The sequence below is a fragment of the Mucilaginibacter puniceus genome, assembly GCF_054783175.1.
Genome location: NZ_BAAGRB010000002.1, coordinates 254,643 through 272,612 on the forward strand (window position 1 = coordinate 254,643; position 17,970 = coordinate 272,612).

The window sequence follows — 17,970 nt, forward strand, 5'->3', positions numbered from 1 at the left end:
AAGTAACACAGAGAAGTGTGTATCATATCTGTTATTTACCAAATACTTCTATCATTACTTCCTTACCGCTTTTAATATCTACAATGTAGTCTGCCTTATCTGTTGGGTGTTTACGTGAATAAACACCCTGGTTATAAATACTTGGCGATAGGTCGCGCTTACGTATATATTCACCCCACTCTTTGTTTTCAGCATCCGTAAGGGTACGTTTAGCCATCATCTTGATCATAAATGGCTCACGCGAATTACTAGTCCAGCGGGTTGCGTCTTGCCTTACTTCAACTTTATATCGGCCTTCAACAGGCCCCTGGCTTTTAGGTACCAAAAACCTTCCTAATTCATCCGTGCCTGTATTCCGGATATACACAATTACCGGAGGGGCATTTTTATCATCTATCGGTGTTAATATTACCATCCCGTCTAAAAGGGGAGTACCATTTAATTTAACTACTCCCGCTAAAGAAACCTGCGGCTTTTCGGTAAGAAATCCGCCTTCAGTGAGCCAGTTATGCAATAGCGTTGTGTACTGGCCCAATACCGGGTCACCAATCGCAAAACCAGTTCCGTGTATACCATTTCTAAAAAAGTGAGCTTCTACAGGGGCGTTTGCACGATATAAGCGGGTATACATATCCAACATACCGCTTTGGCTGCCTCTGTCTTCCACTGTGCCATACATAAATGTTGGTGGCATAGCGGCTAAAGTAGCATTAGCTATGTTGTCAGGAATACGTGTAGAACCGTAGGCTAGAATTATAAAGTCTGGTTTTGATGATAAGCTAGTCAATGGGTCTTTAGCATTGGCCTGTATAGGAACAGGGTTTAAGGTCATATCTGCAATCATAGTAGCACCGGCAGAAAAACCTACCGCGCCCACACGATCAGCAGATATATGATACTCTGCGGCGTGCGCACGTATATATTGCATGCCCCGTTGTCCATCCAACACCCAATCGTTACGACTGTACAGCGGCTTTAACCTATAGCGCAGTAAAAATGCGGTAATGCCATGATCTTTTAGCCATTGAGCAACGAGCACACCTTCGTGATCCACTGCACGAATGGTAAATCCGCCTCCCGGCACTACCAATACAGCAGCACCATTGCGTTTAGATGCTTCGGGAATAAAAGGGATTACCGCCGGTTTATCTTCGTCGCTTACGCCGGTAGCACCGGGTGCGCCATTGGGCCATAATAGGATAGGGTCGGCCAGTTTTTGTGCATTGGCCGAAAATGATAGGATTGCAAAAGCAACACCTAATAATAATCGGAAAAGTTTCATTATTAATTTGATTGAATTGGTTAAGATAAAGTTACATCATTTTTATTTATTGATGAATAAAATTACTTTTAGGGATATTTGAACTAAATGAAGTTTGCCTACCTGGTTTTCGCACATAAAAATCCCGATCAGTTTATCAGGCTGATAAAAACTATAGATACACCCGACTCTGTTTTTTATATACACGTTGATAAAAAGGTTGATTTAACCCCTTACAAAAAAGTTGAAGGGGTTATTGATCCTGAGAAAATAACCTGGTTAAAGCGTAAAGGTATTGTATGGGCCGGTTTTAATATGATCAGGGTGAGTTTGGATGGATTGCGCGAGATATTGAGATCAAAAGAGCCATTGTCGCACGTAACCTTATTAAGCGGGCAGGATTACCCAATTAAGCCAACATCTGAATTCCATACTTTTTTAACGAAGAATTATGGCAAGGACTATATAGAGACTTCCATGATGCCACGCCCCAACTGGCAAAACGGCGGTTTGGACCGGATATTATATTATCATATCCATTTTCCAAAATTCAGGTTGACCTATCCGCTGTTTTCCTACTTAGATATTAAACTTAAATACAAGCAATACGGTATATGGGATATTTTGAAAAAGATAATCCCCTATATGCCAAAAGGCAAGCCTTTCCCACGTAAATTCCTGGAAAACACTACGCCCTACGAAGGCTCGCAATGGTGGACCTTATCTATTAATACCGTAAAGAACATTATTCGTTTTTTAGATACAGACAATCGTTTTTATAACTACTTCAAATACACCCACGTGGCAGATGAAATGTTTTTTCAGACGATGGTGATGAATAATAATATTAATCAGCCCGAGAATATTATCAATAATAACCTGCGCTATGTTGACTGGAACAGCCAAAGCGGGCACCCGCGCACTTTGGACGAAACTGACCTGGAAAAATTGGCAAATACCGACGCGTTTTTTGCTCGTAAGTTTGATGAGAATAGCGAGATTTTAAACCTGATTGATCATAATTTATTAAGCAATTCCGTAAAATAATATACAATGAATAAGCCTTATAAAATTTTTTGTGCCGATAAGCTTCCGTTTTTGGATGATGTTATAGATCAATTTAAAAATGTTGAAATTGATTACTGGCCCGAACCTACCACCATTACAGACGATGCCTTTAGGCAGGCGTTTAATAATTACGATGGCGTTATAACCACCCACACCGTAAAAATTGACAGCCGCTTGTTTGGTGATGATTTTAAAGTAAAAGCTATTTCCAGTTATGGCACCGGGCAGGATTATTTAGATAAACCTTTCCTGGCATCAAAAGGTATTAAAACTATTGCCATATATGATGAACATGTTTACTCAACCGCCGAGTTAGCCTTAGGATTGGGGTTAAACTGCATTCGTAATATTACTACCTCCAACAATTACGTTAAACATGGCGACTGGAACAATACGGGCCTTACGCTTTACATGGGCGATAATTTGTATGGCAAAACCTGGGGGATAATGGGTATGGGTAAAATAGGGGTAAAGCTGGCTCAAATGCTACAGGCTTTTGGCTGTAAGGTAATTTATACTGCCAATAGCGACCATAAAAACGAGTGGGAATATTGTACCAAAGAAGAATTATTAAGACGAAGCGATATTATATCCCTGCACTTGCCCTTAAAAGAAGATACCGTTAATTATATTGATGAGCCGGAGTTAAAACTGATGAAGAAAAATGCCATTTTGGTTAACGTGGCCAGGGGTAAGGTGATCAATAATGCCAAACTATATGAATATTTAATCAATGGCTCAATAGCATCAGCAGCATTAGATGTGACTGACCCTGAGCCTTTAAATGATGTAGATATTGCTAATATTCCAAACTTGCTGATAACGCCTCATATAGGTACTGCCGCGGCTTATACCCGTAAGCAAATGACAGAAGCTTCGATACGTAATTTAATATCGGTATTAAGCGGGATTTGAGGTATCGGCGTTATTACTTTCGGTAATAGCATTTTCCTGCGGTATGATCTCGCATGGATAACCAAACAGGCAGCGGTCTTTGATCATAGTAGCAACATCGGCAGGGACATATTCTTCCCAACCATTTTCGCCCTGTTTGATCATGTTTAGCACCTTATCGGTTTCTACATGCAGGTTATTCTCATTATAATGCCTTATATCTTCAATTTTATTATTGGCTATTAAATAGCGATAAAGATCAACCAAATGAGGCGGTGGTGAAAACCTTAAGCAGTTCCATATAACTCCGTTGCGGAACGTTGGATATATAAAAAGTTTCACCTTACGGCTAAACAACGTAGCAAACGACTCTAATATACCCCCTTCAAGGTCCTTGTAATGCTCTTCAGAGAAGATATACTCCAGGTTAGGGTAACCTAACACCACACCCATTTTAAGTTTGGTGATCTTTGAAAGGTACGCCACCAGTTTATAATACTCATGAAAATTGGATATCATTACCGTTTGCCCTAATGAACATAATATATCCACGCGGTCAAGAAAATCTTTTTCATCAATTTCGGCAGTTGGGTCGGCATCGCGTTCTTTTAGTGATTGCAGCGTGAGTTCGGTTACAACTATGATGTTGTTTTTATCCACATCGGCCTCTTGCATAAATTGCTTAACACCGGTATTCAGCATATCTAAATGCACATTAATAATGGGGCGAAAACGGCCCCTGATCACCACAATATGCTTTTTATATAGTACTTCAGTAGGTTGCAGATTGTTACCATCCGGGCCAAATACAGCCGCGTTTGAGAAACCGTATTTTACCAAATGCAAACTCATTAACCGGTTGTCAACTTTATCAAAGTTGGGGCCCTCAAACCTTATCATATCTATCTGTATCCTATCGGTTGACAGGTCATCCATTAGCGATAGCAAAAAAACAGGAGGGATGGTATGGTAATAAAAGCAGGCATATATCAGGTTTACACCTAAAATGCCCACGGCTTGTTGTTGCAGGTTATTGTCGTTATCCAACAGTTTAAAGTGCAATACTACATCATTAAACTGCCCGTTTGGCTCTAATTGGAACCGTACGCCCATCCACCCGTGCCCATCATTGGTTTTATGATAGTTTAGGGCAGATACGGTATCTGAAAAAGCAAAAAATGTAGTGGTATTGCCACGCTGTTCGGCCAACCGCTCAATTAACAAACCATACTCACGGTCAAGCATGGATATTAAACGCGATTCGGTAACATAACGCTTTCCTTTTTGAGCGCCATAAATAGCGTCAGAAAATATCATGTCATAAGCCGACATGGTTTTGGCAATAGTGCCCGATGAAGCGCCGGCCTTAAAAAAGTTAGCCGCAACATCCTGGCCTGCACCAATTTCGGCAAATGAGCCGTAGATGGTAGGGTCGAGGTTAATGGCTAATGCTTTTTGTTTGGTTCCGATCTCTTTATTATGAACTGGATTCATACGCTTCGTTATTCGTGGTTATTTGCTATTACTATACTAATAATACGATTTAAAAATACGGATTTTATAAATAAGATGTGTAGATTTTATAAAAAAGGCAACAAAATAGTTACTTCTTTAACATCTAAATATCAATTAAAAAAACAAAAAAAACCTTTCAATAGTTTTACTGAAAGGCCTTATTATATTATATAAGAAATACTAATAGTTCCGCATTATCTCCCCACCAACACCGGTAAGCCCTGCATCAGCATAAGCGCCTTTAACCCAAATGGTGTAGCTGCGCCCTGCGGCAAGCGTAGTTTCAGGTAAAGTTACTTTAACCGCGGTAGCTCCATTTTCCCTGATAACAAAAGTGTATTTGGTATCTCCATCAACAGGAATATAAGCGCTGTTTTGTTTATAGGTACGGCCACTAACCAGTGTTGTACCGTTAGCTAATCCTAAATCAAGTGAGGGTGCACCCAAACTCATGTTAACAAACCTGATGTTTGTTTTACCCGATGCCGGCCTTTTTAAGCTATCCTCTAATAAAACAAATTCCGGGGTAGCAAATCTCCCCGCTAAAAACAACGAGTAGTACCTGTTCTTTTTCAGCTCTATATCTCCACTAAACTTTTTTGTTCCGCCCTCATAAATATGTGCTGCGCGTGTGCCCGAATAGGCATTAAAATAATTAGAGTTATCCGTATAACCGTATAAACCATTTACCCGGTTTTCATTTAAATATAAATTTACACCCGGCGCATCAGGCGACGCATTAACAAACTGCAACGCTGATATATCATAATAATTACCATAATAGCCATGCGGCCTTATATAATCTTGCCTGCAACCCGCAGCAAGTACAATCAATAATGCCCCAAGGGCCACACTTTTAAGTAAATTTAACTTTTTCATAATTATATGCTTTTATCTACTTTTCACATAACGTTTAAACTACCGTTTTTGCTACATAAAAATAAAAATTTTTGATGATTAACAACTGAATTTAAGTTGACTTTATACTTGCTTATATGTAAGTTTGACTACCAATTAACCCATTATGAAAAAATTTCACCTATTATTCGCCTTTGTGGCCATATTATCATGCCCTGCAAGTGTATTTGCAATTATACGTGTTCCGCCTATAATGAGCAGCAATATGGTGCTGCAGCAAAACTCAAAAGCCACATTATGGGGCTGGGCGGATCCGTCTGAGCGTTTTACCATTATATCCTCATGGAAGGATAAACCCGATACCGTAACCGCTATGAATAGCGGTAAATGGAAAGCCGCCATAAGCACGCCATCATTTGGCGGACCTTATACTATAACTATAAAGGGACGCGGTAATAGTATTGTGCTTGAAAATATTTTAATAGGCGAGGTATGGTTGTGCTCGGGCCAGTCAAACATGGAAATGAGCAATACCAAGCAAATCAGGGATGAAGGTGCCAAAGCCAATAATCCAAAAATACGCTTATTCACCGTGGCCAAGGTAACTTCAGAGTACCCGCAGGATTACGCCGACGGCAAATGGGTGGAATGTAGCGAAGAGACCGTAAGAAGGTTTAGCGCCATAGCTTATCATTTTGCCGCGAAAATACAGCAGGAGTTAGGCGGTAATGTACCCATAGGCTTAATACAATCGGCATGGAGCGGTACACCTGTTGAACTATGGGAACCACAGGAGGTTTTGGACCGTGAACCTGATACTAAGTTAGCGGCAACTAAAGTAAAGGATGTTACCTATCGCCCTAATAAACCAGGCTTGATATACAATGCCATGATATACCCGATATCCAATTACACTATTGCAGGTACTATCTGGTACCAGGGTGAGGGTAATACCTACAGGGCCAATACTTACCGTAAAATGTTTACCGGCATGATAGGCGAATGGCGCAAGCAGTTTAACCAGGATTTTCCGTTCTATTTTGTGCAGATAGCCCCATATAGTAAATATGATTACACCTACGATGCCGCTTTATTAATGGAGGCACAAACCCAATCATTAGCGTACCCTAAAACGGGTATGGTGGTCATAACCGACCTGGTAGATAATATTGCAAGCCAGCATCCTATTGATAAATTAACCCCCGCACTGCGGTTAGCAAATTTAGCGCTGGCAGATCATTACAAAAAGCCTATAGCGGTTTACAACAGCCCGATGTATAAAAGGATGGAGGTAAGCAAAGGTAAAATTAACCTGTACTTTGATAACGCGCCAAACGGCTTTATGGTTAAAGGCGATAAACCAACCGAGTTTCTAATTGCCGGTGCCGACCAAAAATTTTTACCTGCGGATGTAAAGGTGGAAAAGGATAAGATAGTAGTATCAAACCCGCAAATAGCTAACCCGGTGGCGGTAAGGTTCTCATTTGCCAATGATGCAATGGCTAATATTTTCAATAAAGAAGGCTTGCCGGTAAATCCTTTCCGTACCGATAACTGGGAGATAAAGGGAGAGAAGATACAGTAAGGTTTAACACTGAATAACACAGGGCTTCTCATTTTGGGGAGCCTTGTTTGTTTATAGAATAAATGAATTGGTTAAACGTTTTAGGTTTATATACGTTTAATCAGTATGAGGTTTATTTATTTGCTTATTTTTTGCCTGACGATAAATGTTGCTTTTGCCCAAAAGCAACCCATACTTGCTTTTACCAGCGATACCCAGCAGCCCATGACGTTTGAGAAGATATTTCTCAAATCAAACTATAACGAGAAGGCTACCGAAATGATATTTAAGGATGTGGATTCGCTGCGCCCCGCCGCTTTTTTTATTTTGGGCGATGTGGTGTCTGTAGGATATAAAAACAGGAAATGGAAAGCCGTTGATAAATACATAGCCGAATTAAAAAAGGACTCCATACCGGTTTATGCCACGCTGGGCAACCACGAGGTAATGTTCATCGCGTCTAAAGGTATTAAGCAATTCCAGGCAAGGTTCCCGATGTTTAAACCTGAAGGATATACAGAGGTGATTGACTCAGTTGCTGTGGTGCTGCTTAACTCCAACTTTGAAAAAATGAAAAGTGATGAAATCAAAGCACAGGATGAATGGTACACTGAAACGATCCAAAACCTGGATGCCGACCCTGCCATTCGAACTGTTATTGTGAGCTGCCATCATTCGCCCTATACCAACAGCACTATAGTACAACCATCCATTATGGTGCAGCAAAAATTTGTACCGGCGTTTATAGCTTCAAAAAAGGCAAAGTTGTTCCTTACCGGGCATTCGCACAACTTTGAACGGTTTAAGGTGCAGGATAAAGATTTTTTAGTGATAGGAGGTGGCGGCGGACTGCACCAGCCATTAAGAAGCCCTTTTATTACGCCTGATATGGAGCCCCAATATAAACCCGCTTTTCATTACTTAGAGGTGGTGCGCGAAGGTGGCAGCTTAAAAATATTATCACGCCAATTAAAAACAGATTTTTCAGGGTTTGATGATGGGATAGGTTTTAAGATTAATTAGTAGTTATTTCAGCACATCAATACGTCCAGTAAATTACATTTTGTTTTTTCTTATACGTTTATCAAGATCAAATTCAATTTGAAGTGAATCTCTATCTTCACTTACTCCTGATAAATTATGAGCTTTAATATTAAATTTAGCAGCAAAGCCAGTTGCCTTTAAACTGTCGAGGGTTTTTCCCTGAGTTAGTGATTCCAATTTTTCAATCCTTGAAATAACAGATTTCATCTTTTCGTTGATAGATTTATATTGACTCATGTGCTTATCAAATTCATCTTTATAATTCGAGTATAACTCCGACGACAATCCATTTGCAAGTCTCATTAACTGAGTATCGCTTTTAATTTGCTCGCCAATTGGTTCTATTTCGAGCTTTAATTCATCAAATTTCGTATATAACGATAAAATCATATCCAACGAATCAGCTTTTTGCGTTAAAGTATCAAGATCATATATCTTTACACTATCAATTATGATTGTGGAATCTGTATTGACAGATTTTAGGTAATGCATTACTTTGCCGCTAAGTTCCGATTTTAAGTCTTCTTCTTTTTCTTCCGGTCCTTTAAAGGATTTACAAGAATAAAAGGCCATTCCCAGTATTGTGATAAAGACAAAGCATTTTTTCATCGTGATAATAATCTTTAGGTAACTCTACTCAAGATTTTAAATATAAGTTATTCTAATTATTTTCGCAATATCTTTTCCATTGGTCTCCCTTTAGCCAATTCGTCTATCAGCTTATCCAGGTAGCGCACTTTTTGCATTACTGGGTCCTCAATATTTTCTATCCGGTAACCGCAAATCATACCGGTAATTTGGGATGCATTGGGGTGAAGTTTCGCCTCTGCAAAAAAGGTTTCATAATTGGTTTTTTCATCTAATATCTTTTGCAGGGCTTTGTCATCATACCCGGTAAGCCAACATATAATTTCATCTACCTCGGCTTTGGTACGGCCCTTTCGCTCGGCTTTGTTCACCAAATGCGGGTAAACACTGGCAAAAGACATTTTGTATACGCGTTGGGTGTCCATCAATCCTTTTTTATATTGATTACAAATATAATGCAAAACTGATTGTTATATTTACTTTCATGGAAGCTCTTATTTCACCAAACCGTTATCACTGTCGCGAAGAAATATCCGAAAACTTAGCCAACCAACTTGCTAAAATTGATACGTTGGAAGTTATCCAATTTCATGATATTAAACCAAGTAAAAAAACACTGCAAAATTTAAATGATTTAGTTTTTAAACAACGGAAGGATATTACTTTAAGGGTATATGGGGCTAGGGGAACTTGGAAGAATATTAACTTTCTTAGAGATTTGCCGGAACTGGAGAAATTTGATTGGCATAGCGATGAATTTACGTCTATGGAACCATTATATACGTTAAATAAGCTCGTTCATTTCGGAATTGGTTATGGTAATCTTCATAAGAAAACAAGTGTTACCTTTTTATCAGATTTTAAGGATACATTAAAAAGCATTTATATGGATGGTGATTATAAAGATTTTGTAACAACTGTTCCCAAGCTAAGCAATCTTTCCTCAATATGGTTAATGTCAATGAAGCTAAAAAACTTTGACTTTCTTTCAGGATTACCAATAGAAACATTGGCAAATTATGGAGGCAGAGTAGGTGACTTTAGTTTTGTAAGTCAATTAAAAACAATAAAACATCTTTGGATTAAAACCAATGCTACACTAAAAGAATTTGATTTTATCAGTGAATTGCCAGAACTGAAAATTATTGAATTATTGTATGTGTCTAAACTTATTAGATTCCCTAAATGTGACCATTTAAACAATCTTGAAAAAATATTTGCTTTTGAATGTAATAGATTGGTTGATATCAGCGAAGTTCAAAAATTAAAAAATTGTAAGATATTTTTATCGGGCAAATCTATTCCTGGAAGATCCTTTGAAAAAGATTATGATTAATTAATATTAGAATTTGTCAGATCCTCGCTGTTCGTAATTTCCAGCTACTAACTTTATGTCTGTAGTCTTCAGACTACAGACATATCTGTCCGAAGTCAGAGATATTCGGACAACGCTATTCTAAATAGCTGTTTTTGAAGCCACTATCCTTTTATAAATAAATTTTTTATTTTAGATTATGAAAATAATAGTAATTGTTTTGAGCTTGCTCAATGGCTTATACATGCTTGCAGACGGCGTTTATGTATTGCTGAATAACAAATACATCGGCCCCGAAAAGCCTGGCCCCTGGGCTAATATTTTCTCCTCGTTAAATATTGATGTATTTAAAATAGGTCCGCTATTTATCACTTATGGCGTAGGGTGGCTATGTTTTGTGATCGCCTACCTGTATAATATGAGTTGGGCCTTCTCATTGGGTATTGCAATGTCTGTACTTACCCTTTGGTATTTACCTGCAGGGACAATTTTTTCATTGATCGTATTGGTGCTGCTGATTGTTTTAAAAAAGGGGTAAACTCGGTTTTCTATCAGGTATTTTATGGTTAACATCTATTTTTATTAAAAATCTGATAATCAGTTATTTACCTTATTTTTTAAGCCAAATGTGTTAAGTTGTGTTAACCCACTTACAACAAAAGCCTTCAGCTTTTCGCTTTAGGCTTTCATCTTTTCGTGACCTGGGAGAGGATCGAACTCTCGACCCACTGATTAAGAGTCAGTTGCTCTACCGGCTGAGCTACCAAGTCGTGATTATTTTATTAAAGGAACGGATTTTTTTTGAAATAGTTTATAACAAAAATGTCATCTCGAACGAGGTACGAGGAGAGATCTATACATACGCTAATCATACGAGCATATGTATAGATTTTTTCGCTACGCTCAAGAGATAGTTCTCACTTTGTTCGAAATGACAATTGGGATTAACTAAGCATACATTTCCTCGCGCAGCTTTTCAATGGCATCGCTGGTAATGTATTCGTCGTAGGTCATGAGTTTATCTATAAGTCCGTTAGGTGTTAATTCAATAATGCGGTTAGCTACCGTTTCTACCAACTCATGATCTCGTGAGGTGAATAGGATAGTGCCCCTAAAATCCTTCATACCGTTGTTTAGCGCGGTGATAGATTCCAGGTCAAGGTGATTGGTTGGCTCATCAAACATTAGCAAATTAGCCGACTGCAGCATCATACGGCTAAACATACAACGCATTTTTTCGCCTCCCGATAGTACACTGCTTTTCTTCAACACTTCCTCGCCGCTAAATAACATCCGGCCCAAAAAGCCACGTATAAACTGGTCATCCTTTTCGCCCGGCGAATATTCGCGCAACCAATCGATCAGGTTATCGTCCTTGCCTTTAAAGTAATCCGCATTATCCATCGGGATATCGGCATAATTAATGGTTACACCCCATTTAAATTCGCCTTTAAAATCGGTGTCGCGCCCGGTTAGTATATTGTAAAATGCGGTAGTAGCTAAACTGTTGTTGGATAGTACTGCAATTTTATCGCCTTTATTTACCATCAGGTTTACCTTATCAAATAAGGTTTCGCCATTTAGCTTTTTACTTAGGTTCTCAATCTGTAATATTTGGTCGCCCGCTTCACGGCCCAGGTTATTAAATATAATTCCCGGGTATTTACGGTTTGATGGCTGTATCTCGTCCAGGTTGATCTTATCCAAAGCCTTTTTACGACTGGTAGCCTGCTTAGATTTTGACGCGTTGGCACTAAACCTGCGGATAAACTCCTGTAACTCTTTAACCCTGTCTTCAGCCTTTTTATTCTGATCGGCACGCTGTTTCAACGCCAATTGGCTCGACTCGTACCAGAAGGTATAGTTACCCGTGTAGATAGTCATTTTAGCAAAATCAATATCCACCACGTGCGTACAAACGGTATCTAAAAAGTGCCTGTCGTGCGATACTACCAGTACAATAGCTTCGTAACCTGCCAAAAAATCTTCCAGCCAGCTAACAGTATGTATATCCAAATCATTGGTAGGCTCATCCAGTAATAATATATCGGGCTTGCCAAAAAGTGCTTGTGCCAATAATACACGTACTTTTTGTGTATTGTCCAGGTCCTTTACTAAGCTATAATGAAATTCTTCTTTGATGCCTAAGTTACTTAATAGGGTAGCGGCATTACTTTCAGCGTTCCAGCCATCCATTTCGGCAAAAAGGTTTTCCAACTCGCCGGCACGTTCGCCATCTGCATCGCTAAAATCTTCTTTCAGGTAAATGGCATCTTTTTCTTCCATTACGGCATACATTTCTTTATGCCCCATCATTACGGTTTGTATAACTGTAAACTCGTCATAAGCGTAGTGATTTTGGCTTAAAACCGCCATACGCTCGCCGGGGGTAAAGCTCACCGACCCACTGGTAGGGTCAATTTCGCCCGAAAGTATTTTAAGGAAGGTAGATTTTCCGGCACCATTGGCGCCAATTATACCGTAACAGTTTCCCTGGGTAAATTTTAGGTTAACGTCTTCAAATAAGGTACGTTTTCCGTAACGTAGGGAGAGATTGGATACTGTAATCATGCTAAACTTTTAATAAGCCGCAAAGGTAGTGTTTTTGAGTGATTAGAGGTTGGTTAATCAGAGATTAGTTGAATATTGATATGGAGTAATTTTAACTAATCTCAAATCACTAATCACTATTTAACTGCAGCCGCCAGGCTGCTCGTTTCGTGATCGGCTAATTTTTGCAACGGGCCCGATGCCATCATTTTCATCATCATATTCAGATCAGCCGAGATAGTATAGATAACTGTAGTTTCATTATCATCGCCACTTAAGGCCCAGCTTAAATTCATATCAAACGGTGGTTTTGCAGCCGGGATGATACTAATCGATTTATCAGGTGTACGGCTATCAACCTTTAAAGATAGCTTAGCCATGTTTTGAATATTAAAGCTTGCCTCATCAACCGTTGAAGACCACTCGGTAATGCTATCCGGCATTAATTGCTGATGGTTATTCATATCCGCCAAAAAAGTATAAACCTCATTTACAGGTCGGTTTATAGTGGCTGTGCTTTGAAAGGTGGTCATGGGTTAGTGATTAGTTAATTGGTGATTAGAGATTAGTAAATATATGATAGAATAAAATTAGTCAACCAATCACTAATTAACCAATCTCCAATCACTATCTATTTTCCCCACTCAGCCGGATTCTCTCGCCATTGCTTCAATACTTCCACATCTTTAGGCAGGATGTATTGAAACTCTTCGGCATATTTAATTAACGCGTTATAGTTAGATAAAGTGATATACGGACAATTGGCTTTTTTAAAGTTCTCGTCGGCTACATCAAACCCGTAGCTAAATATAGCGGCTAATCCGGCTACATCATAACCTGCATCACGTAAGGCGGTTACCGCTTGTAAACTACTTTTTCCTGTTGATATCAGGTCCTCAATAACAACTACACGCTTGCCGGTAACTACGTCGCCTTCAATTAAACTGCCGGTACCGTGTTCTTTTGGTTTTGCACGTACATAAATAAATGGCAGGCCAAGTTCCTGCGCTACCAATGCGCCTTGTGGTATGCCCGCAGTTGCTACGCCTGCAATACAGCCAACAGCGCCAAATTTTTCGGTTATGGCGGCTGATAATTGCTGCCTGATATAGGTACGTATGGTAGGATGTGATAAAGTAACGCGGTTATCGCAATAGATAGGCGATTTCCATCCCGAGGCCCATGTAAAAGGATTAGTAGGTTGTAATTTAATTGCTTTAATTTGCAGCAGGAATTCAGCAACCTGTTGTTGGGTATCAGTATCATTTAACATGGCTCAAAAATACAGAATTTATATTAACGAAAAGGTTATCCTGGTTACTGAATTATCACCAAAATTGAAGGAAAATTATCAACAACTTGATGCACAGACCTTTGATCTGAAAATAATTTACACCTGGATACTGGCCCACAAAAACGATTATTTTTATCTGCTTTGCGATGATGCCAGGGCGTACATGAAGGCTATTACCAAGAGCCTTACACTGATAGAAGCCGCGGGGGGAGTAGTTAAAAACCGCGACGGAAAATATTTATTTATCTATAGAAATGATAAGTGGGACCTACCCAAAGGTAAAATAGAAAAAGGCGAAAAAACCAAAGTAGCAGCCGTTCGCGAGGTAGAAGAGGAGTGTGGTATAACCGTAAGCGGCCTCGGCGATAAAATTTGCAAAACTTACCATGCTTACATCAGCCGCGAAGAGGTAGTTTTAAAGAAAACGCATTGGTATAAAATGAAATATCGCGGTAACGAAAAACTAAAACCCCAAAAGGAAGAAGGTATTACCGATGTGCGTTGGTTTAAAAAGAAGGATACTGACGCTATTGTTGCCAATACGTTCTCTTCTATTATGGACGTATTGGCCAAGTTAGAACTGATTACAGTAGTGCCAATGCCTCTTTCGGAATAAACTGGCTTACATCACCGTTATGGCGCATAATTTCGCGTACTATGGTTGAGCTGATGGATGAATAACCCGGCTTACTTACAATAAATATACTCTCAATCTCGGGGGCCATGGTGTGATTCATTTGCGCGATAGCTTTTTCATACTCAAAATCCGATACGGTACGTATACCACGTATCATATAATTAGCATCAATACTTCTGCAAAAGTCTACCGTAAGCCCTTCGTAAGCTATAATATGTATTTTAGGTTCCGTTTCAAAAACGGCCCTAAGCATTGCTTCACGTTTAGCAACACTCAAAAGGCCCTGCTTACTGCTATTGGCGCCAATACCAATATAAACCTTATCAAATAAACTTACTGATCTTTTAACAATATCCACATGGGCCTTGGTAACCGGATCAAACGAGCCCGGGAAAAGAGCTATTTTCATAATTTTAATAAGCGTTTATGTAAAGGTATATGTTTAGATTGAATGTAATAACAAAAATTATTTGTCATCTCGAACGAGGTACGAGGAGAGATCTATACACACGCAAATCATACGGGCATATGTATAGATTTCTCCCTTTGGTCGAAATGACAATTGTTAAGATGATTTAAAAAATGAAAACGACGAATGCCCATACTTGCGCTGCTCCACAAAAGCAGGGTGGTTACTTAAATTTTGTAACGATTGATGCTCCACTATCAATAAACCTCCCGGTGTTAACAGGTTTTTATCAAAAATGATCTTAGGAATTTCAGGTATTTGATTCAGATCATAGGGTGGATCAGCGAATATCAGGTCATATTGATCGGTTTCCAATTGCAGGTATTTAAATACATCTGCCTTAAAGGTTTTTATCTGCTCCAGTTTATGCTGGCGGGCAGTATCTTTTAAGTAATGGATGCATTGTATACTACGGTCAATTGACATGACCAGGCTTGCTCCACGCGAAGCAAACTCTAGGGAAATATTACCTGTACCGCTAAAAAGGTCGAGCACCTTAATATCTTCAAACTCAATTTGGTTAAGCAGGATGTTAAATAGGGCTTCTTTAGCCAGGTCGGTTGTTGGCCTAACAGGTAAATTTTTTGGAGGATTAAGGCGAAGGCCCTTTAAAACACCACCTATGATGCGCATAAAGACAGGGCAGAGAGTGACAGTATTTGGCTGGAAGGGATGTTAGCCGGCAGATCCAATACGCGAATATCATTGATCATTACCACCTGGAAATATTCCGACAGGCGTTTATATAACTCATACTCTTCTTTCACATTTCCACTAACGATCAAGGCCGTGGTATTTTGCTTTAGTTCCAATTCATCCGACACAAAAACAGCGTAGTAAATAAGGTCCTCCATACTGGTAAACTCAAATTTATTGTAAAAGCGCAGCCTGTTCTTTTTATAATAGGCAAACTCTACCTGGTTACCGTTGATGTTTAAAAACAGGTCGGTAGCAGCTGGTTCACTGCGGTCAATAGCGTACATCCAGCCTTTGGGCGCAAATACCACGTTTTTAATATCGTAATGGGTTACCCTGCTTAATAACTGTTCATCAACTTTATAAACCACGAAGTTTTGTGCGTCAAGGGCTTGGGCTATTACTTTTTCATCATCCTTAACATCCAGTAAACGAGCATATTCGGCTATGTTATCTGCATTAAATAAACTAACGGGTATCAGTACAAATGCTTTGGCAGGCAGGGTAATTACCGTGCTTTTATATTCCGCCGTTAGGCGTTCATATAATTGTTCGGGATGGGTAAGTTCGTTTAAACTGCAGTTGGTTTCGCAAGCCAGTAAATGTTTATCTTCCACAATAGCATAAGCAAACGATTCCGGGTTTACCTGCACCAATAAGGTGTAGTTATCAGCCTCGGCCATGTTTAATGTGCTATCGCGATAGGTATGAGTTTGCTCGTTCATGCTAAACAACAAAAGTAATATTTTTTGAATTACTAAATTAGGTTACTTATCAGCATTTTTGCATCGTGTCAGCAGATCATATACAACAAGCCTTTCCGCACGAACCCACACCACAGCAAACAGAGCTGTTTAACCTGCTGCATATTTTCCTGCAAAAAGACAACGGCGACGAGTGTTTTATACTAAAAGGCTATGCCGGTACAGGTAAAACCACAATAGTGGGTGCGCTGGTAAAAGCTTTAAAACATTATAACTATAAATCGGTACTGCTGGCACCAACCGGCCGGGCTGCCAAGGTTATTACCAATTATTCAGGACGTAAAGCATTTACCATTCATAAGCGCATCTACCGTAAAAAATCGGCTTTAAATGTGGATGAGTCTTTTAGCATAGCCGATAATTTGGCGAGTAATACCCTGTTTATTGTAGATGAAGCTTCCATGGTGTCCGACCAGCTAACTGCTAATAACCGCGATACCTTACTGGCCGACCTGGTTAAATACGTTTACAACAAAAAGAATTGCAAATTACTGTTAGTGGGCGATACCGCTCAGTTGCCTCCGGTTGGATCAGACGAAAGCCCCGCCTTGGACGCACAGTTGATGAAGTCGGAATTCCTTTTAGATGTGTTCACCTATGAAATGACGGATGTATTGCGCCAGCAAAAGGATTCGGGCATATTGTTTAATGTTACCCGCATACGCGATATGATACGCAGGGGCAAGGAAACCATGCCGCAGATCATCACCAAAGGCTATAAGGACGTTTTTAGGATGACGGGCGAGCGGTTGGAGGAAGGGTTGGAGTATGCCTACAATAAATACGGCAATGAGAATACACTAATTATATGCCGGTCAAACAAGAACGCCAACCTATATAACAAACAAATACGTGCCCGCCTTTTATGGCGCGAGGAAGAACTAACCGGCGGCGACCAGATCATGATCGTGAAGAACAACTATTTTTGGTTGCAACAGCAGGAGGAGAGCAGTACCTCTTTTATTGCCAACGGCGATATTGCTAAAATACGCAAGGTGCGGAAGATCGAGGAAATTTATGGTTTCCGCTTCGCGGATGTGCAGATAGAGTTTATTGATTATGCCGAGGACCCGGTGTTGGATTGTAAGATATTGCTGGATACATTATACTCCGAATCGCCCGCCTTAAGCCCAACAGACCAAAAGCGGTTTTACCTGGAAGTAATGAAGGATTACGACCACATACCCAACAAACGCGCCAAGCACCAGGAACTGAAACTGAACCCTTATTATAATGCCTTACAGATAAAATTTGCCTACGCCATTACCTGCCATAAGGCACAAGGAGGGCAATGGGGTGCCGTGTTTGTTGACCAGGGATATTTAACAGATGATATGGTAAACCTCGACTTCCTCCGCTGGTTTTATACCGCCTGTACCCGCGCTACTGACGAATTGTTTTTGGTGAATTTTAGTGATAAGTTTTATAAAGAGGCGAGGGAGGAAATTTAATA

19 protein-coding genes and 1 tRNA gene are annotated in these 17,970 nt (G+C 39.7%); 8 read left to right on the forward strand and 12 right to left on the reverse strand.

What is annotated here, in order from left to right:
• Positions 1–31: 31 nt before the first annotated feature.
• Positions 32–1,282: an alpha/beta hydrolase gene (locus ACYVJ6_RS07980; protein ID WP_460693525.1), complete on the reverse strand. Its 1,251-nt coding sequence runs from the start codon at positions 1,280–1,282 to the stop codon at positions 32–34.
• Between the two features lie 87 nt (positions 1,283–1,369).
• On the opposite strand from ACYVJ6_RS07980, the gene ACYVJ6_RS07985 reads away from it, so the two are divergent.
• Both ACYVJ6_RS07985 and ACYVJ6_RS07990 read left to right on the forward strand, forming a co-directional pair.
• Complete coding sequence (locus tag ACYVJ6_RS07985; RefSeq protein ID WP_460693526.1) at positions 1,370–2,308, forward strand: beta-1,6-N-acetylglucosaminyltransferase; 939 nt, start codon at positions 1,370–1,372, stop codon at positions 2,306–2,308.
• A gap of 6 nt (positions 2,309–2,314) precedes the next feature.
• Positions 2,315–3,244 carry a 2-hydroxyacid dehydrogenase gene (locus ACYVJ6_RS07990; protein ID WP_460693527.1) on the forward strand — a complete coding sequence of 310 codons (930 nt, stop codon included), beginning with the start codon at positions 2,315–2,317 and terminating at the stop codon, positions 3,242–3,244.
• On the opposite strand, the gene ACYVJ6_RS07995 is transcribed toward ACYVJ6_RS07990, so the two are convergent.
• Positions 3,230–4,717, reverse strand: coding sequence for a TonB-dependent receptor (locus tag ACYVJ6_RS07995; RefSeq protein WP_460693528.1), 1,488 nt, complete (start codon positions 4,715–4,717; stop codon positions 3,230–3,232). The genes ACYVJ6_RS07990 and ACYVJ6_RS07995 overlap by 15 nt on opposite strands.
• A 201-nt stretch (positions 4,718–4,918) precedes the next feature.
• Positions 4,919–5,617: a DUF4397 domain-containing protein gene (locus ACYVJ6_RS08000; RefSeq protein ID WP_460693529.1), complete on the reverse strand. Its 699-nt coding sequence runs from the start codon at positions 5,615–5,617 to the stop codon at positions 4,919–4,921.
• Between the two features lie 145 nt (positions 5,618–5,762).
• Here ACYVJ6_RS08000 and ACYVJ6_RS08005 point away from each other — a divergent pair, with 145 nt between their 5' ends.
• A complete protein-coding gene (locus ACYVJ6_RS08005) occupies positions 5,763–7,181 on the forward strand; it encodes a sialate O-acetylesterase (protein ID WP_460693530.1) in 1,419 nt (472 codons plus the stop codon).
• 105 nt (positions 7,182–7,286) lie between these two features.
• On the forward strand, positions 7,287–8,183 hold the full coding sequence (locus ACYVJ6_RS08010; RefSeq protein ID WP_460693531.1) for a metallophosphoesterase family protein: 897 nt from the start codon (positions 7,287–7,289) through the stop codon (positions 8,181–8,183).
• Positions 8,184–8,216: 33 nt separating this feature from the next.
• On the opposite strand, the gene ACYVJ6_RS08015 is transcribed toward ACYVJ6_RS08010, so the two are convergent.
• Complete coding sequence (locus ACYVJ6_RS08015) at positions 8,217–8,813, reverse strand: hypothetical protein (RefSeq protein WP_460693532.1); 597 nt, start codon at positions 8,811–8,813, stop codon at positions 8,217–8,219.
• A 56-nt stretch (positions 8,814–8,869) separates the two neighbouring features.
• Positions 8,870–9,217 (reverse strand): DUF2200 domain-containing protein, encoded by a 348-nt coding sequence (locus ACYVJ6_RS08020; RefSeq protein ID WP_460693533.1) that lies wholly within the window; start codon positions 9,215–9,217, stop codon positions 8,870–8,872.
• Positions 9,218–9,276: 59 nt separating this feature from the next.
• On the opposite strand from ACYVJ6_RS08020, the gene ACYVJ6_RS08025 reads away from it, so the two are divergent.
• Complete coding sequence (locus ACYVJ6_RS08025) at positions 9,277–10,128, forward strand: hypothetical protein (protein ID WP_460693534.1); 852 nt, start codon at positions 9,277–9,279, stop codon at positions 10,126–10,128.
• A gap of 178 nt (positions 10,129–10,306) precedes the next feature.
• Positions 10,307–10,645, forward strand: coding sequence for a hypothetical protein (locus ACYVJ6_RS08030; protein ID WP_460693535.1), 339 nt, complete (start codon positions 10,307–10,309; stop codon positions 10,643–10,645).
• A gap of 159 nt (positions 10,646–10,804) precedes the next feature.
• Here the strand turns inward: ACYVJ6_RS08030 and ACYVJ6_RS08035 are convergent.
• The 4 genes from ACYVJ6_RS08035 to pyrE form a co-directional block, all read right to left on the reverse strand.
• Positions 10,805–10,877 (reverse strand) — tRNA-Lys (locus ACYVJ6_RS08035).
• 178 nt (positions 10,878–11,055) lie between these two features.
• Complete coding sequence (locus tag ACYVJ6_RS08040; RefSeq protein ID WP_460693536.1) at positions 11,056–12,678, reverse strand: ABC-F family ATP-binding cassette domain-containing protein; 1,623 nt, start codon at positions 12,676–12,678, stop codon at positions 11,056–11,058.
• 116 nt (positions 12,679–12,794) lie between these two features.
• Entirely contained in the window at positions 12,795–13,190 is a 396-nt protein-coding gene (locus ACYVJ6_RS08045; protein ID WP_460693537.1) for an SRPBCC family protein, read from the reverse strand.
• A gap of 98 nt (positions 13,191–13,288) precedes the next feature.
• A complete protein-coding gene (gene pyrE / locus ACYVJ6_RS08050) occupies positions 13,289–13,930 on the reverse strand; it encodes an orotate phosphoribosyltransferase (protein ID WP_460693538.1) in 642 nt (213 codons plus the stop codon).
• On the opposite strand from pyrE, the gene ACYVJ6_RS08055 reads away from it, so the two are divergent.
• Positions 13,929–14,567, forward strand: coding sequence for an NUDIX hydrolase (locus ACYVJ6_RS08055; RefSeq protein ID WP_460693539.1), 639 nt, complete (start codon positions 13,929–13,931; stop codon positions 14,565–14,567). The two genes, pyrE and ACYVJ6_RS08055, sit on opposite strands and share 2 nt — an antisense overlap.
• On the opposite strand, the gene coaD is transcribed toward ACYVJ6_RS08055, so the two are convergent.
• From coaD to ACYVJ6_RS08070, 3 genes are all read right to left on the reverse strand, one after another.
• Positions 14,536–14,997: a pantetheine-phosphate adenylyltransferase gene (gene coaD / locus ACYVJ6_RS08060; RefSeq protein ID WP_460693540.1), complete on the reverse strand. Its 462-nt coding sequence runs from the start codon at positions 14,995–14,997 to the stop codon at positions 14,536–14,538. The genes ACYVJ6_RS08055 and coaD overlap by 32 nt on opposite strands.
• Before the next feature lie 156 nt (positions 14,998–15,153).
• A complete protein-coding gene (rsmD, locus tag ACYVJ6_RS08065) occupies positions 15,154–15,690 on the reverse strand; it encodes a 16S rRNA (guanine(966)-N(2))-methyltransferase RsmD (protein ID WP_460693541.1) in 537 nt (178 codons plus the stop codon).
• The gene (locus ACYVJ6_RS08070) at positions 15,678–16,478 is read right to left on the reverse strand and encodes a DUF3822 family protein (RefSeq protein ID WP_460693542.1); all 801 of its coding nucleotides are present in this window, start codon (positions 16,476–16,478) and stop codon (positions 15,678–15,680) included. Before ACYVJ6_RS08070 ends, rsmD begins: the two co-directional genes overlap by 13 nt.
• Positions 16,479–16,540: 62 nt before the next feature.
• Between ACYVJ6_RS08070 and ACYVJ6_RS08075 the strand changes: the two genes are divergently transcribed.
• Positions 16,541–17,968 carry an ATP-dependent DNA helicase gene (locus ACYVJ6_RS08075; protein ID WP_460694620.1) on the forward strand — a complete coding sequence of 476 codons (1,428 nt, stop codon included), beginning with the start codon at positions 16,541–16,543 and terminating at the stop codon, positions 17,966–17,968.
• The last annotated feature ends 2 nt before the right edge of the window (positions 17,969–17,970 follow it).

Bases quoted from the DNA above. Each gene is read 5' to 3' on its own strand.
- ACYVJ6_RS07980 (WP_460693525.1), bottom strand. From the start codon at position 1,282: ATGAAACTTTTCCGATTATTATTAGGTGTTGCTTTTGCAATCCTATCA.
- ACYVJ6_RS07985 (WP_460693526.1), top strand. From the start codon at position 1,370: ATGAAGTTTGCCTACCTGGTTTTCGCACATAAAAATCCCGATCAGTTT.
- ACYVJ6_RS07990 (WP_460693527.1), top strand. From the start codon at position 2,315: ATGAATAAGCCTTATAAAATTTTTTGTGCCGATAAGCTTCCGTTTTTG.
- ACYVJ6_RS07995 (WP_460693528.1), bottom strand. From the start codon at position 4,717: ATGAATCCAGTTCATAATAAAGAGATCGGAACCAAACAAAAAGCATTA.
- ACYVJ6_RS08000 (WP_460693529.1), bottom strand. From the start codon at position 5,617: ATGAAAAAGTTAAATTTACTTAAAAGTGTGGCCCTTGGGGCATTATTG.
- ACYVJ6_RS08005 (WP_460693530.1), top strand. From the start codon at position 5,763: ATGAAAAAATTTCACCTATTATTCGCCTTTGTGGCCATATTATCATGC.
- ACYVJ6_RS08010 (WP_460693531.1), top strand. From the start codon at position 7,287: ATGAGGTTTATTTATTTGCTTATTTTTTGCCTGACGATAAATGTTGCT.
- ACYVJ6_RS08015 (WP_460693532.1), bottom strand. From the start codon at position 8,813: ATGAAAAAATGCTTTGTCTTTATCACAATACTGGGAATGGCCTTTTAT.
- ACYVJ6_RS08020 (WP_460693533.1), bottom strand. From the start codon at position 9,217: ATGGACACCCAACGCGTATACAAAATGTCTTTTGCCAGTGTTTACCCG.
- ACYVJ6_RS08025 (WP_460693534.1), top strand. From the start codon at position 9,277: ATGGAAGCTCTTATTTCACCAAACCGTTATCACTGTCGCGAAGAAATA.
- ACYVJ6_RS08030 (WP_460693535.1), top strand. From the start codon at position 10,307: ATGAAAATAATAGTAATTGTTTTGAGCTTGCTCAATGGCTTATACATG.
- ACYVJ6_RS08040 (WP_460693536.1), bottom strand. From the start codon at position 12,678: ATGATTACAGTATCCAATCTCTCCCTACGTTACGGAAAACGTACCTTA.
- ACYVJ6_RS08045 (WP_460693537.1), bottom strand. From the start codon at position 13,190: ATGACCACCTTTCAAAGCACAGCCACTATAAACCGACCTGTAAATGAG.
- ACYVJ6_RS08055 (WP_460693539.1), top strand. From the start codon at position 13,929: ATGGCTCAAAAATACAGAATTTATATTAACGAAAAGGTTATCCTGGTT.
- pyrE (WP_460693538.1), bottom strand. From the start codon at position 13,930: ATGTTAAATGATACTGATACCCAACAACAGGTTGCTGAATTCCTGCTG.
- coaD (WP_460693540.1), bottom strand. From the start codon at position 14,997: ATGAAAATAGCTCTTTTCCCGGGCTCGTTTGATCCGGTTACCAAGGCC.
- rsmD (WP_460693541.1), bottom strand. From the start codon at position 15,690: ATGCGCATCATAGGTGGTGTTTTAAAGGGCCTTCGCCTTAATCCTCCA.
- ACYVJ6_RS08070 (WP_460693542.1), bottom strand. From the start codon at position 16,478: ATGAACGAGCAAACTCATACCTATCGCGATAGCACATTAAACATGGCC.